We start from the raw sequence: 14,698 nt of genomic DNA, 5'->3' as shown, positions 1-14,698 counted from the left end.
GATCGACCCAAGCTTCGAATCTCCGCATTTTTCCGGCCGACCCTCTGGACTTGCCGTCCGCCCCCGTCTAAGAGGTCGCCACCCAGAGGGTTCCGCCCTCACCCGTGCCCGGGTAGCTCAGGGGTAGAGCAGTGGATTGAAAATCCTCGTGTCGGTGGTTCGATTCCGCCCCCGGGCACCACCTAAATCTCTAAGTCATTGATACGCAACAGCTTCAGGAGCAAGCTACACAAGGCGTATAACATGCTGGAGAACATTTCTGCCTCCCATACCTTCACCAAAGACGGCGTCTACTACTTCGTAAGGCGCGTTCCGACGGCCCTGAGACGGCACTACACTTCATCTCGAATCTCATACTCGCTACGAACAAGGTCAGCATCGATAGCCGCGTCACGGGCGATACGAGCCTCTGCACAGCTCGACGAGTATTGGTATCACCTTCGATGCAGGGATACGGAGCTTCCCGGCAAGCATATGCTCCGCTCTGGGGCCGTTCCTATTGGTCCTGAGCCGATTAGCAGTCCCGGCGTCACCAATGGCTATATGACGCTCTCAGAGTGCGTAGGCGTGTACCTGCGTTTGAAGGGGAAGGGCAAAGGAACCACCTTCCATCGTGCGGCAGAGCGGTCTTGCGGCTACGTGATCGATGTCTGTGGGGACCGACCAATTTCTGAATACAAGAAGACAGACGCCAACACCTTTCGGGATGCGCTGATAGACCGGGGCATGGCGGGCAGTAGCATCGTCCGTATCTTCGGGACCGTGCGATCCGTGATCAACTTTGCAGCCTCAGAAAAGGGCTTGGATATTACGAACCCGTTCGGAAAGGTCTATTTTGACCGAACCGCAGGGGTGAAGGATCGTCAACCGGTCCCCCTTGATGCAATCAGGATAGTGCAAGAAAACTGTTATCTCGCGGACGATGAAATGCGGTGGTTGGTATCGCTTGTTGCGGATACCGGGATGCGCTTGGCGGAAGCGGCGGGACTTGCATCCGATGATATCGTGGAAGGCGCGGAGGGACGCTACTTCGTCCGTATTCAACCGCATCCTTGGCGACGCTTGAAGACACCGGGAAGCGCCCGCGAAATCCCCCTTGTCGGTTCGGCATTTTGGGCGGCGCAGAGGATCAAAGCTAAGCAAGGTGGGTCAAGGTTTGCCTTTCCACGGTACAACAAGACCAATACCACGAACGCCAATGCAGCTAGTGCGGCGTTGAATAAATGGCTGAAAACGTATGTCCCTGACGGTGCAACGATGCACAGCTTTCGCCACTCTATGCGGGACCGGCTAAGGGCAGTCGAATGTCCGGCCGATATCGTCGATCAGATCGGTGGTTGGCAGACCGATGGCGTTGGCCATGGATACGGAACAGGATATCCGATCCCCATTCTTCGAAAGTGGCTTGTTGCGGTTGCATGATCACGGCAAGCAACTTCGTAGATCGCAGGACCCGGGCTAGGAAGTGACCGACACAATACGGGAGTTCATCCGCAAGGCCGTGACTATCCGCACGGTGATCAACAACATGAGCTTCGACGGCACACCGCAGGACCCTATGCAAGAAGCCATACGGGACGCCCTTATTGCTTTCATGGCTACAAACGGCCCCAAGCAAGCGGCAGCGACGAAAGCAGCTCAGAGGGCCGGTATAGAGGCTGTGCGGGGCGATGACCGAAAGTACAGGGGCAAGGAAGCCATCATACGAACGCGAGACGCTGGATATCGTAAAGGCAATGCTATCCCAGGGCAATGGAGCTAGCGCGATCTCGAAGGCGACCGGGCTAAGTCGTCAGGCTGTAATCTGTATCGGGTGCAGACCAAAGGAAGTAGAAGAATAACTTGTAAAATGGTCATAAAAGCCAATGGTCAAGAGAGGTGTTGCGAGGAGTTCTATTTTGCATTCGCTTACTTCAATGTAGACATCTGAAGAATCATAATCGCGCCAAATTTTAATTATAGCAAGACTGGTCAACAGTGAGTTGCATCGGTCACGAGAAGTTAGATATCATCTCAGCCACTGACCGAAGCGTAGGCGTCGATCTCACCGGGCCAGTACTGCCACTAAATTATATTTTTTCGTCAGCCTCGAAAGAAAAAATAAAAAGTATGCTTTAGGAAGATATAGCCTAGCGAAACATACTTGTATGGTGCAATATAAACAGTGAGCAAGAGCCTAAGGCATCTAATCATCACCCTGCCCAGGTAGCTTAGCCCTAATGGACCGAATGTTCTTATTTAGCCTCATGCTGGCTTTCTTTCGATTGCGGATTTTCTGAATGTCGGCTTGCGACGGTGCGTAAAGACGCGCGAACGTCTCAACAATTTCATCTTCAAGCTCATTGCCTACCTGCTTGTTAAATGAACCCAACTTATAGACATCAGCGGCCTTGCTCAACATCACCTCCTGAAAGAAGTTATCTCCGTGCACAGAACTTATAAATTTTCCGGGTTCCCTCCACCAACCCCTCAATTGTAGATCAATATATAGAGCACTACGCAAAAAAGAGGTAACATTTGGTTCTCCAGCCTCTATAGAAGTAGTTTGCCCCAACTGATTCTCAAGTTTCTCAGTGCCGACGAGAAGATGAATTAGTCTAGCAATCTCCTTGGGTAAGTTTAACGCTATCCTGCGAGCGACTTCTTCATCGGAAAGCTCAAGTGGGAAAGAAACTATGTAAGTCAAACCATTGATGGTCATCTTTCTGTTCTTTACCAAACTCGGAATTGAGAGGAAGGACGCAAGAATAGTAGATGACCAACTTCTAAGCACACACGATAAATGGTATCGCTTTTCGGTATCCTCAATAAGCTCGGTATTCTTCACGAGATTAGTATACATGAACAGCGAGAGCATATACTTAGATGATGCATCTTTAGGTGAGGGACGGAATACCTCCTGCCGACCTTCTGCATCCCGAGGAATTTCAGCATCCAGTACTTCGTCCCGCTCCTCCGCCGTAAGAGGTGCTTCCTTTAACTGCTCAGCTAACTCCTCCGCGAATTTCTTACTTCCTTCAAGAGATGTAGGAAACGATTTAAATTGACTATTTTGGACAACATTGTCAAACTCTACGCCAAAAATGCTTATATGATGTTGTAGGTGCCGTTTTGATACGATCTGGAGAAGTTTAAGGTTATTTCTCTCAAGCCCAGAATAGTATTCGATCTCATTGAGATAACTTAAATATCTATCTTCGTCGAAAATCCATTCTCTGAAGTCTGGGTCGTCTCGCATCTTCGAGGCTATAAAAAATTCAAGAAATGCCCTGAATCGAAAGTAGACCGTATTGTCGGACTTATTTTCAGTGAAGATCTTTGAGCTAATCGCATTCTCTATTATATCACGTGCAGTGAAATTAAAGCCAAGGCTTTCAAGATAAGACAGGGTCACCTTGTATAAATCGTCTGATCTTAGCTTATACGAGTTTCTCCGACACATATACTCAGCGATGTGGCCCAAATAATGAACCTGGTTTCGGAAGTCGAATCTCTTTCTCTCGACCTCTCCGATGGACCTCTTTTTAAGTAATGTTTCGATGAACCTCTCTATCAGCGATGGGCGATTCAACGGTGAAAATGTGCTGTCCCTAGAGAGGATATCGGTAAGCAACGAGCTATTTAATGGCGTGGCCGGAACGTTGATGGCGCGAAGTTCTTTTATAACTCTATTGAGAAGCTCTTCCTCTGAACCATTCGTCTCGTCGATTTTCCGAATAAGCTTCCGTAAGTCAGGACGTCGTAGCTGATGAAGCCGAACGTGTTCAAAGTGGGCGCCAAGGTTCTCGTTCGAAATTAAACGTTCGTGATGTCGGAATGTTGTAACTGTAATTATAAAGCGATTGGCTTTATAATTTCCAACGAAATCTCTTAATTCTTTAATACGCTTAGCGTCACCGTACACCACGTCATCGACGCAGATTGCAAAGCAGCCCTCCTTTAGTAGAACGTCAAGGTCACATCCCGGAGGCGTGCCTGGAAGACGGTCACGAATCGCCTTTTCAACGCGTTTAGTTCCGGGGACGAAAATGCTAAAGGGTAAGTGGATGGGAATAGCCTTGCGGCTGTTATTCGCAAATTGCGCGTTTGTGGCGATTTGGCGACAAATTTCAATTAAAAGTGATGTCTTCCCGTGTTCCGGATACGATTCAATAATATAATTTTGTTCGTCAGCAATAATATCCTCGAGCCTCACGTCCTCCTCAATAATAGCCCCCTCAATTTCATCATCTATGCTCTTAGCCGGCAACAGACGAGATAAAGGTGGAGTTACAAACAGCTCCGACGTTGGCTTGTCCAAAATACTTTCGATAGCTGAATCGAGATAAGGAGGAAGAACTTCTTCCGATATCCACGTTGATATAGATGCTGATCGAGCTCCGTCAATTATTCGTGAAAAATGAATCCGAGCGTCGTCAGATGAATAATATCGGCCTGTTCCATCATCAATATTTGTCGCGATGTCGAATGTTCGTCGTCGGTCAAAGTAGGAGCGCCACGTTAGCTCAGTAAGTTTAGCCCTCGGCGAAATACGAAAATTCGAATAGCCGAGATATCTATCTTTCCTCCATGTGTACAGCGCGCCGGACTGATTATGAATAGTTCCTCCTGATTGGCCTACCGCAACCATTGGTCTGGGGTCGTGGACGTGACCGCAAAGAAATAAATTTACCTTACTTCGCACTAAATCTTGAAAATCTTGCGAAGAATGCTCCATATGCCAGTTTAATGGGTGATGGAAATTAACGATTGTGAAGAATTCGTCGTTTACTACAGCCAATGCCTTAGTAAGCGCTGCTTCAGGTACTGCAAGCTTCTGAAGATCGCTCACATTTTCAATTCCGCCACGACCAAGCCAAGCTGTGTTTAGATTGATTATTGTTAAGCTCAGGTCTTCAATTTCGTACACGGAAACTATTTCGTCTCTGTACAATTCTCCCTCTGGATCGAAGAACTCAGCAAAATCGAAAAAATCGTTAAATTTCTCCTTGGCCAGCTTCTGGGCGGAACCATTCAGGTAGTGTTCGTTTAGCTGCTCGCGGGTTTCGCAAGAGCTTTCGATATAACCTTGAAGTTCCTTGTTTTTAATAAGTTGTTTTCTGCTGAGATCGTGATTTCCAGGGCAGAGAAACAAGCGTGTGAAGTCACAATTTGTTTTCTGTAGCAAGGGCTCTATAAAAGCATCAAAGAGATTTTCGTACGCCCGATTATCATCTGCCGAGTGCACTAAATCACCAGAGAATACTATCAGATCAGGTGGTCCGATCAGCGATGATTGCCGTCCAATATCTTCAAGAAGGGCGCTGATCACAACACCCTGATCATGCGCGCGATCGGATTTGTAGTGAAGGTCACTTAAATGGAGTACGTTCAGATTTACGGGTGATGTCAAAGCTCGAATGCTCCCAAAACTTCTATAGTATGACCAGTATATTTAAATACATGCTGAACTAAGGCAACGAACTACGCCGCTTCGCGTCGGCTGGACCTCCAGCATGTTATACGCTTTGTGTAGCTTGCTCCTGAAGCTGTTGCGTATCAATGACTTAGAGATTTAGGTGGTGCCCGGGGGCGGAGGGTTTTCGCTGTTGTGTTCCTCCTACAGGCACTACCGGCGTCATACGCTCCAGCAAAACAAGGCGTATCGTGATCTTCTAGGATGGGTCAACAGGCGTATCTTGTACTACGGTTTGTTATACGGCCGGTGAGGGTCGCTTGGTGGCGAGATCTCCACGAAGGTAAGTCGGTTCGATCTTTCAGTCTCCAGGTTACGGTATGCATCTTGAAGGTTTGATCTGGGACTGACGCGTAGAGGCTTTGAGCGAGTGTCCGAGGGTCAACGATCAGCGATGGCTACCATCCCTACTTTCTGAACGATTTAAAGCACTGTCTACGGCGCTACCTGACTGAATGTAGCCGCTCCATACCCCGGGGCAGGTGCCACCCCACCCCCTACCCGTTACCGTATATGATCACGCCCGGTGATTAGTATTTTCGCCCGTCAACTAGCTCAGCACAAAACAGAGCCAAGATTAGGTCCAAGAGCGGGTCTAGCCTCTTTGAAGATGCAGATCCAATGTGACAAACCCAGAAACCAGAGGGGGGAGACGGTATATGTATCGGCGGCCCGGAAGCAAACTTAACGATTTGTCGGCTGCGGGATCTTAAAATCCCACTAAGGGGACAAGATCCTATAAGTATATATAGGACCCTGTCCCTTTAAGAACAACTCTGCGGCTGGGCTTCAAAGCCCCGCGAAAACACACATCTTAGCGGAAGCCTGCTTAACAGGTTTCAATCACCCATATCCAACCATTCTAGGCGAACATCTTTGATAACGCCCCAGCCAGATCCGGAAAGCAGTGGGTCTCCGTATAATGACATCATTATTTTCCAAGATTAATTCAAGGAGATTTGCCGCCCAATTGTTGTACCACTAAGAATATTCTGTAATTAGATTTCGCCCGGGATGGAGTGAGTCGCCGCCGTAGGCACGAAGAGACGCGTGAATCAAGACGAATTGTTTTTGAAATGGACCCTTGCGAATCGTTTCACGACAGGGCAACAAATCATAGGAAGACAAATTCGAAGGCGCGCGATAAACATGAGCGAAGATTATTTGACGCTATTACGGTCTGCAAACGGTATTGCGCTTACAAAGTATTTCAGACGCGGTGAAGACGGAAGACTAGTTTCTCGACAGATCACCATGCCGAAATACTTTTGTTCGGAAACTATCCCCGTTCGATGTCTACGAAGCCTCGGGGAAGCACTTTCATCTCTTGAGACACAAAGCGATTGTATGGTGATCAGAGGGGCCCAGTGTGCGGGCCTGGACGAGAAACAAGTTACAAGGACCATGAGGCAAACCGCATCACAAACGGCATATTTCCAACCAACGAAGCGACATTGGTGCATGCTCGACATTGACAGCATCGATCTGCCTGCCGAGCTTAGTAGCGTATCGGAGAACACGGATGCGATTCTTTCTCGCGTGGTTTCCAACCTCCCCGCTAGTTTCCACGGCGTTAGTTTCTACTATCAGTTTTCGGCTTCAATGTGCGTTAAGCCGGGCAGCATCCGCGTGCATCTGTGGTTTTGGCTCAACCGCGCCGTTAGCGACGCCGAACTGAAAGTATGGCTTGATGGCTATCCGGTGGATCATGCGATCTTTAACGCCGTCCAACCTCACTTTACGGCCGATCCCGTTTTCGAATACCTGGAAGATGACCCATTACCTCAGCGCTCTGGGTTCTATGATTACTTTGAGAAACGTTCTGAAGTTTGCGTGCCTGACAATCTAAACCTTGGCTTACGTGTACGCAAACGAGTCTCGAAAGTGACGGGCGTTGCGTCTCCTTCGGACCGACAAGGTATCGTCCGAGATCCGTTGAGCAGGAAGGTCGTCGACGGTCGGGAGCGGTTTCTTCTGATGTGTTCGAACATAGCGACTACACAGCTCGTTCAAGATAGACATGTCACTAGACCACCCACTGCCGACGAAATCGCAAAGCGCACATGGGAGATATTTACTGCCGATGCAGATACAACGGATGGCAAGTGGACCGAGCGGGACGCTTTTCTGGAGGCTATACGTCGTAAGGCTGATTTAGACGCAGGTACCTATTCATTTACCGGCCGCACCAGTAATACTATGCTTTACCCAGCCTCTGAACCGTACCACAAAATTTCCACGGTAGACAAAGAAACTGGAACCGCCAAGCTGGAAGAGGTTCTTGAGGAGTATTTTGACGACCAAGCTAATGCTCCCCGTGTTGCACTCCGTGTTACGATGGGCGCTGGAAAAACATATCAAACGGTTGAACAGCTCTGTAGGTATCTTTCAGATCAGGTTGGGGTGGTCGTCGAAATCTATGCTCCAAACCACGAAATGGTTGCTGATTATGAGAGGCAGCTTGCGGACCTTCAGGTGAACGCGGAGGTAGTGCACGTTCTTCCCCGAACGGGCGGGACGAAGGGCAACCTTCGGGTTCTTTGCCAGCGGCATGAGTATGTTCGCTCGTTGGAGCGCGCTGGTCTATCGGTTTTTAAGAATGCCTGCGAAGGGGGTGGCGATTCTGGCGAAAGCCTTGAAAGGTGCGAGTTTTTTAGGGATTGCCCGTACATTCTTCAGTTTGGACTTGATGATCCTGTAACGAGAGTCGTCAATAAGGTATTTTTGTTCCCGCACGCATATCTATTCCTTAGAAGAAATCGCCTCCAGCCGCCGCCCAACATTGTCATAGTCGACGAGGCGTTCTTAATGGGTTCAGTTGAAACCGTTAGCATTAAATCCAATATCGTACGTCAGAGTCTTGTGAACAACGATGCGCCGGATCTAGGCAAGTTGGTTTATCACGCCATCGTTGACGGCGGCCCGGCATTACATAATCTTCGCAAAGCTGGTATTGGCATACCACAGCTAAACAAAGTAGATCTCTCTTCCTTTGAGCCGAGGGTAAAGTTTGACCCACGAAGATCAACGGAATTGCAGTTGAAACCGAATGGCCCATACCGTGCGCTTTCTGCTTTGCTCGACGTACTGAAACAGGAACTGCGCCTTGGAACTCGCGATAACTTGGAGCGCGTGACATACGACCCAGATACCGATGACATCATCGTAAGCCAAGCGCGGCCGTTAGAAATACCCGATGAGGCGAGCCTATTGCTGCTCGACGCGACTGCGGATCCTCAGCTGCTGACGCGGTTGGTCGGTCCAGTTGAGTTTCACCGTGTCGCGATTGAGCAGAAGGGCATTGTGACTCAAGTTTATGACCGAACAGGCAGTAAATCTTTTTGGGAAGACAATGGCATTGTTGCAGAACTCACGCTTGAGGCATGACTTCCCCTTCCCCCGCTGAGGTTATGCGACGCGAACGATCTCGGCAGTGCCGAGGGCATTGAAGCGGTTCATGAGTGCGACGCGAATGTGGATCTCGGCGGTTTGGCGGTCAGGGTCTCTTGCGGCTATGCGTTCGCCGAATGCTTTGAGGCATCGCATTTTCGCCTCCACGCGGCTGCGTGCGTGGTATCCGGTCCAGTACTTCCAGAATGCTCTGCCGTAATGCTTCGTGGCGCGCAGCGTCTCGTTCCGCGCCTTCGCTGCCGGGCCGTCTTCCTTCCAGGCGCGCCCGTTTCTCCGGATCGGGATGATCGGTGTGGCTTGCCGGTCGGCGATAGCAGCATGGCAGCGACGTGTGTCGTAGGCACCGTCGGCGGTCACCGTGCCGATCTGCTCGTCCTCGGGGATCTGGCCGAGTAGCTCGGGTAGGATCGGGCTGTCGCCATCGCGGCTTGGAGTGAACTCGACGGCCCGGATGTCGGAAGTGGCCGTATCCATGGCGAGATGCACCTTGCGCCACTGACGACGGCCTTGGGCGCCATGCTTGCGCGCCTGCCACTCACCGTCGCCGAGGAACTTGATGCCCGTGCTATCCACGAGCAAGTTGAGCGGGCCATCGGAGCAGCGATACGGGATCTGGACCGCCAAGGTCTTTTGCCTGCGGCACAGGGTGCTGAAGTCGGGGACGGACCAGTTCAGCCCCGCCAACCGGAGCAGGCTGGCCACCATACCGGCGGTCTGTCGCAAGGGCAGCTTGAAGAGAACTTTGACCGACAGACAAAACTGGATAGCGGCATCTGAGAAGACGGGTGGACGTCCGAGCCGACCTTTATGCGGCGCCAGCCAAGCCATCTCCCGGTCTATCCAGATCAGCATTGAGCCGCGCTTGCGCAAGGCAGCGTTGTAGCTGGACCAGTTCGTCGTGCGGTAGCGGGCGGGGGAAGGCTTGCTCATGCAGCCCGTCTAACCAACTGGATTCACGCTGTGAATCGCCCGCAGACAGAGTTCTGCAACAACGCCCCGCGGATGCGGCGACCTCGCTCGCGCATTGGACCGATGTCGCGCAAACAGCCGAAGCGGGCTGCATGGATTTTCTCTTCATCGCGGACAGCCCTGCCGTGGCCCCTGGTCCGTTCGAGGCAAGCGCCCGCTGGACCAATTCGATGAACCGGCTGGAACCCCTGACGCTGCTTTCGGCGCTGGCAACTCAGACCTCGCATCTGGGCTTGGCCGCCACGGCCTCCACCAGCTTTACCGAGCCTTACAACCTCGCGCGCATGTTCGCGTCGCTCGACCACCTCTCCGGCGGGCGGGCGGCATGGAACGTGGTGACGTCCGACCATCTGGCGACGTCGTACAATTACGGTCAGGACGGGTTGGAGCCCCATTCAATCCGCTACGAGAAGGCCGACGAATTCCTCGACGTGGTCAAGGGCCTCTGGGATAGCTACGACGATGACGCCTTCGTGGCCGACAAGGAGAGCGGGTACTATTTCGCGCCGGATCGACTGCATCAGCTGGACCACGAAGGGGCCCACTTCAAGGTGCGCGGCCCCCTGAACATGGCACGGCCGCCGCAGGGGCACCCGGTGATCGTGCAGGCGGGCGGCTCCGACGCAGGCAGGGAACTGGCCGCACGAACCGCCGAGGTGATCTTCTCCGTGGGCTCGTCGCTGGAAGACGCCAAGGCGTTCTATGCGGACGTCAAAGGTCGCATGGCAAAGTATGGCCGCGACCCCGACGACCTGAAGATCCTCCCCGGCATCCCGGTCTATGTCGGGAAAACCCATGCGGAGGCACAGGCCAAGCTCGATGCATTGTCGGACTCGCTGCATCCCGACGCTGGCCTCAGCCTGCTGCAGATGTTCATGACGGGCGTGGACTTCTCGGGCCTCGACCTGGACGAGCCGGTCCCGGAGGACCGCGTACAGCAGGCATCCAATGCCTCCAAGGCGATCTATTCCGTGGCGCGCAAGCTGATCCTCGAGGATCGTCTGACCCTGCGCCAGATGATCCAGCACTGGGCCGCGCAAAGCTCTCACACGCTGTTCCTGGGCGATCCGGTAGAGGTCGCCGACAAGATGCAGCATTGGATCGACGAAGGTGCAGGCGACGGCTTCATCATCATGTCGCCGGTGCAGGGCTCGTATCTCAAGGACTTCACGTCGCTGGTCGTGCCGGAACTGCAGAAACGCGGCGTCTTCCGGACCGAGTATACCGGCAAGACCCTGCGCGAGAACCTCGGCCTCGCCCGTCCCGTCAGCCGCTTCAAGACTGCGAAACAGGAAACGGCGAAGCAGGACGAGAATGCCTGAAGGCGTTTGCCGGTGCACGGGCGTCAATCCGCGCATCGGCTGCCATCCGGGATCGCCGATCCCCAATGGGTACAGGTCTTGGCAGTCAGATCTCCAATTTGCCTGTGCCTGAATTGGAGCCGGCATCGATCACTCCGTCGATGCCGGCCCGATCGAGCAAGTTCGACGGAAGCCACGAAAATAGGCAGCGCAGGACTTTCCCATCTCCCACCCGCCGGCCTTGTCGCGATCCGCTTCCGGAACCCGGCCAGTCGAAGCAGCGTGAAAACCCAAAAAGCGCAAATCAAAGCGCTCGCAAAACAAGCAGATGCTCCCCCACGGGTGCCGAAAGAAACGTCAGATAACTTCAAACCATCCAATTCTCTCCCCCCGAAAGGAATTCCGAATGCGCAGTGTCTTCAAATTCATCAGATCCGTCGGTTTAACGGCCGTGGCCGCAGCCGCGATGACGTCCGGCGCACAGGCGCAGGATGTGCTGGACCAGGTCAAGGAACGTGGCGAGCTGGTCGTCGGGACCGAGCTGAACTATGCGCCTTTCGAATTCCTGGACGGTGATACGCCGGTCGGTTTCGACGTGGACCTGATCAACCTGATCGCCGCCGACATGGGTGTGACGGTGAAATGGATCGACCTGCCCTGGGCTTCGGTACTGCCGGGACTGGAGGCCAGGAAATACGACATGGTCCTGGCCGGCACCACGATCACCAAGGCCAGGATGGAGCGTTACTACTATACCCTGCCGATCGGCGACGCGACCGTGACGCTGGTCAAGCTGGCCTCGAATGACGAGATCACGAAGCCCGAGGACATTGTCGGCCAACCGGTCGGCGGCGTGCGCGGTGCATCGCATGGCCAGCAATTCAAGGAATATATCGAAACGCTGGATGGTGGCGTGGCCGATTTCAAGGAATACGGAGCCTCCCCCGAGGCCTACGCCGATCTGGCCGCCGGCAGGATCGTCGCGGTTTCCGGCGCGATGCCGAACCTGGCCTACCTGACCGCGCAGAACCCGACCTTCGAGCTGGTCCTGCCGTCGATCGGCAAGCCCTCCTACCAGGCCTGGCCGCTTCGCAAGGAGCCGGAAAGCGAAAGTCTGCGTGACGCGCTGAACGAAGGCATCCGCAAGTACAACGAGGACGGCACCATCGCCGAGCTTCAGGAAAAGTGGTTCGGCACGGTCATGCCGCTGCCGTCGGACGAGGTTCCGGAACCCAACTTCTGAGCTGCTGAATCTCCCAGCCGACCCGTGGATGTACCTGCATCCACGGGTCCCCTCCAACATGCGGAGCCCGCCAAGTCGTGATCCAAACCACCTTCTTCGACTCCGTCGTATTGCTGGTCCTCAGCACCGGTACGACGCTGACGATCTCGGCCTTAGGGATCGCGATCGGGTTCGCCATAGCCCTGCCCGTCTGTGCCTGCGTGCTGTCCGGCAAGGCTCCCCTCGTTCTTCTCGGACGCTTCTACATCTCCTTCTTCCGCGGCGTGCCGCTCCTGGTCCAACTGCTCCTGATCTACTACTTGCTGCCTTTCGTCGGACTTGAACTGCCGTCCTTCGTGGCCGGCGCATTGGGGCTCGGTGCCTGTACCGCCGCCTATCAAGCGGAAAACATCCGCGGCGGCTTCCTGGCGGTGCCGAAAGGTCAGGCCGAGGCCGCCCATGCCATGGGATACGGACAGCTTCAGACCTGGCGCAACATACTGCTGCCGCAGGCTTTCAGGTCGGCACTTCCGTCCATCGTCAATGAGATGATCGCGATCCTGAAGGCGTCCTCGCTGGTGTCGGTCGTGGGCGTGAGCGAATTGACCCGCGTCGCCCAGTCGATCGTCGCGCGAACCTATCAGCCGCTCGAATGGTACATGATGGCGGCGTTTCTCTACCTCATCCTGAACATCGCCCTGTCCTGGGCTGCAAACCGTTCCATGCGTGGGCTGACCGTTTCGGTGCAGGAGTTTCGACTGTGACGCTCGATTTCTATCACCTCATTCCCTATGCGCCCGCCCTTGCCTGGGGCTTCGTCCTCACGGTGCTCGCATGGGCTGCCTCGCTGGTCCTGTCGCTGATTGTGGGGTCTGTGCTGGGCCTCGTCGCCGCCCTGACACGCGGGCCGGTGCGCATGGCGATCGCGGCCTATGTCGGCTTCTTCCGCGGCACACCGCTGCTGATCCAGCTCTTCATTCTCTATTACGGCGGGCCGCATCTCGGGCTGACTCTCGATGCCTGGCAGGCGGGCCTTCTGGGCCTCACGCTTTACGGCGGTGCCTATGCGACCGAGATCGTGCGCGGAGGATTGCAGGCGATCCCGCGTGGCCAGATCGAGGCCGCGCGCGCTCTGGGCTATACCCGCTGGAAGACCCTGCGCCACATCGTGACACCTCAGGTGCTGGTGCCGGTCATGCCGCCGATGACCAACAATGCCATCTTCCTGCTGAAGGATACGGCCCTGCTGTCGGTGATCACGGTGCCCGAGATGACCTCGCAGGTCAGCAAGATGAACATCGAGACATTCACCTTCGTCGAACCCTATCTCGCCCTCTCCATCACCTACTGGATCCTCGTCGAATTTGCCGCCCGCATGGGACGTCTGATCGAAGCCCGTATTACCCGTCATCTCGAGGTGCGCTCATGACCCAAATCGACACCACGCCTTTGCTGTGCGCCCGCCGTCTGCACAAATCCTACGGCGAAACGGAGGTACTGAAGAACGTCTCCCTGTCGGTGAAGAAGGGCGAGGTGCTCTGCATCATCGGCCCATCCGGTTCGGGGAAATCGACCTTGCTGCGATGCCTCAACCATCTCGAGGATTTCCAGGAGGGCGAAGTGGCGCTCGAGGGCAATTACCTCGACTACGTCAAGCGCCGGGGTCGCCGCATTCCGGCCAGCGAGAGAGCGCTCAAGGCCACCCGCCGCCGTGTGGCGATGGTGTTCCAGCAGTTCAATCTCTGGCCGCACCTGAAGGTGATCGAGAACATCATGCAGCCGCTGATGGTCGTGCAGCAGATACCCCGCGCCAAGGCACGGGAAATCGCGGAGCTTGCGCTGCGGAAAGTCGGACTTGCCGCTCACATGGATGCATGGCCGATGCAGCTGTCGGGCGGCCAGCAACAACGCGTTGGCATCGCCCGGGCATTGGCCGGCGGGCCGGAGGTGATCCTCTTCGACGAGCCGACATCCGCGCTCGACCCCGAACTGGTGGGCGAGGTTCTGGACGTGATGCGCTCGCTCGCCGCGGAAGGGATGACCATGGTCGTCGTCACTCACGAGATGGGCTTCGCCGCACAGGTATCGGACCGTGTGGTCTTCATCGATGAAGGCCGCATCGTCGAGGAAGGCGCGCCGAGGACAGTCCTCGGCAAGCCCCAAAGCCCGCGCTTGCAGAAGTTCCTGCAGACTTGGGCGGACAGGAACCGCCTGTTCGACGATCCGTCTTAGCGGCGAGAAGCCCTGCGGTTTCACTCGGAAGCTCTGCCGCACCGCCCCGGGTCGGTCCGAACCGGCGATCGGACACCGTAGCGCCGTCTGGTTCGGTGGACCCACGTA

At 54.4% G+C, this 14,698-nt stretch carries 10 protein-coding genes and 1 tRNA gene; 9 read left to right on the top strand and 2 right to left on the bottom strand.

All coding sequences use genetic code 11. From position 1 onward, the window contains the following. Positions 1-106: 106 nt before the first annotated feature. From RVY76_RS03325 to RVY76_RS18655, 3 genes are all read left to right on the top strand, one after another. A tRNA-Phe gene (locus tag RVY76_RS03325) sits at positions 107-181 on the top strand. A gap of 62 nt (positions 182-243) precedes the next feature. Beyond that, a complete protein-coding gene (locus RVY76_RS03320; RefSeq protein ID WP_317375827.1) occupies positions 244-1,422 on the top strand; it encodes a DUF6538 domain-containing protein in 1,179 nt (392 codons plus the stop codon). A gap of 248 nt (positions 1,423-1,670) precedes the next feature. Continuing rightward, positions 1,671-1,841: a helix-turn-helix domain-containing protein gene (locus RVY76_RS18655; protein ID WP_410796006.1), complete on the top strand. Its 171-nt coding sequence runs from the start codon at positions 1,671-1,673 to the stop codon at positions 1,839-1,841. A 344-nt stretch (positions 1,842-2,185) separates the two neighbouring features. Here the strand turns inward: RVY76_RS18655 and RVY76_RS03315 are convergent, their stop codons facing one another. Beyond that, a complete protein-coding gene (locus tag RVY76_RS03315; RefSeq protein ID WP_317375825.1) occupies positions 2,186-5,392 on the bottom strand; it encodes a metallophosphoesterase in 3,207 nt (1,068 codons plus the stop codon). Positions 5,393-6,916: 1,524 nt separating this feature from the next. On the opposite strand from RVY76_RS03315, the gene RVY76_RS03310 reads away from it, so the two are divergent. Continuing rightward, a complete protein-coding gene (locus RVY76_RS03310) occupies positions 6,917-8,842 on the top strand; it encodes a hypothetical protein (RefSeq protein WP_317375824.1) in 1,926 nt (641 codons plus the stop codon). A gap of 21 nt (positions 8,843-8,863) precedes the next feature. Here the strand turns inward: RVY76_RS03310 and RVY76_RS03305 are convergent, their stop codons facing one another. Then, complete coding sequence (locus RVY76_RS03305) at positions 8,864-9,796, bottom strand: IS5 family transposase (protein WP_317373939.1); 933 nt, start codon at positions 9,794-9,796, stop codon at positions 8,864-8,866. Positions 9,797-9,813: 17 nt separating this feature from the next. On the opposite strand from RVY76_RS03305, the gene RVY76_RS03300 reads away from it, so the two are divergent. The 5 genes from RVY76_RS03300 to RVY76_RS03280 all read left to right on the top strand — a co-directional run bounded on the left by RVY76_RS03300 (position 9,814) and on the right by RVY76_RS03280 (position 14,590). Further along, positions 9,814-11,157 (top strand): LLM class flavin-dependent oxidoreductase, encoded by a 1,344-nt coding sequence (locus RVY76_RS03300; protein ID WP_410796017.1) that lies wholly within the window; start codon positions 9,814-9,816, stop codon positions 11,155-11,157. Between the two features lie 385 nt (positions 11,158-11,542). Next, positions 11,543-12,379: a transporter substrate-binding domain-containing protein gene (locus RVY76_RS03295; protein ID WP_317375822.1), complete on the top strand. Its 837-nt coding sequence runs from the start codon at positions 11,543-11,545 to the stop codon at positions 12,377-12,379. A 77-nt stretch (positions 12,380-12,456) separates the two neighbouring features. Further along, a complete protein-coding gene (locus tag RVY76_RS03290; RefSeq protein WP_317375820.1) occupies positions 12,457-13,122 on the top strand; it encodes an amino acid ABC transporter permease in 666 nt (221 codons plus the stop codon). Further along, positions 13,119-13,787, top strand: a complete 669-nt coding sequence (locus RVY76_RS03285; protein WP_317375818.1) for an amino acid ABC transporter permease — start codon at positions 13,119-13,121, stop codon at positions 13,785-13,787. The genes RVY76_RS03290 and RVY76_RS03285 overlap by 4 nt, the downstream gene beginning before the upstream one ends. Next, a complete protein-coding gene (locus RVY76_RS03280) occupies positions 13,784-14,590 on the top strand; it encodes an amino acid ABC transporter ATP-binding protein (protein WP_317375816.1) in 807 nt (268 codons plus the stop codon). The genes RVY76_RS03285 and RVY76_RS03280 overlap by 4 nt, the downstream gene beginning before the upstream one ends. Positions 14,591-14,698 lie beyond the last annotated feature (108 nt).

Source organism: Palleronia sp. LCG004 (genome assembly GCF_032931615.1).
GTDB lineage: Bacteria > Pseudomonadota > Alphaproteobacteria > Rhodobacterales > Rhodobacteraceae > Palleronia.
This window is presented reverse-complemented; position numbering and strand designations above follow the sequence as displayed.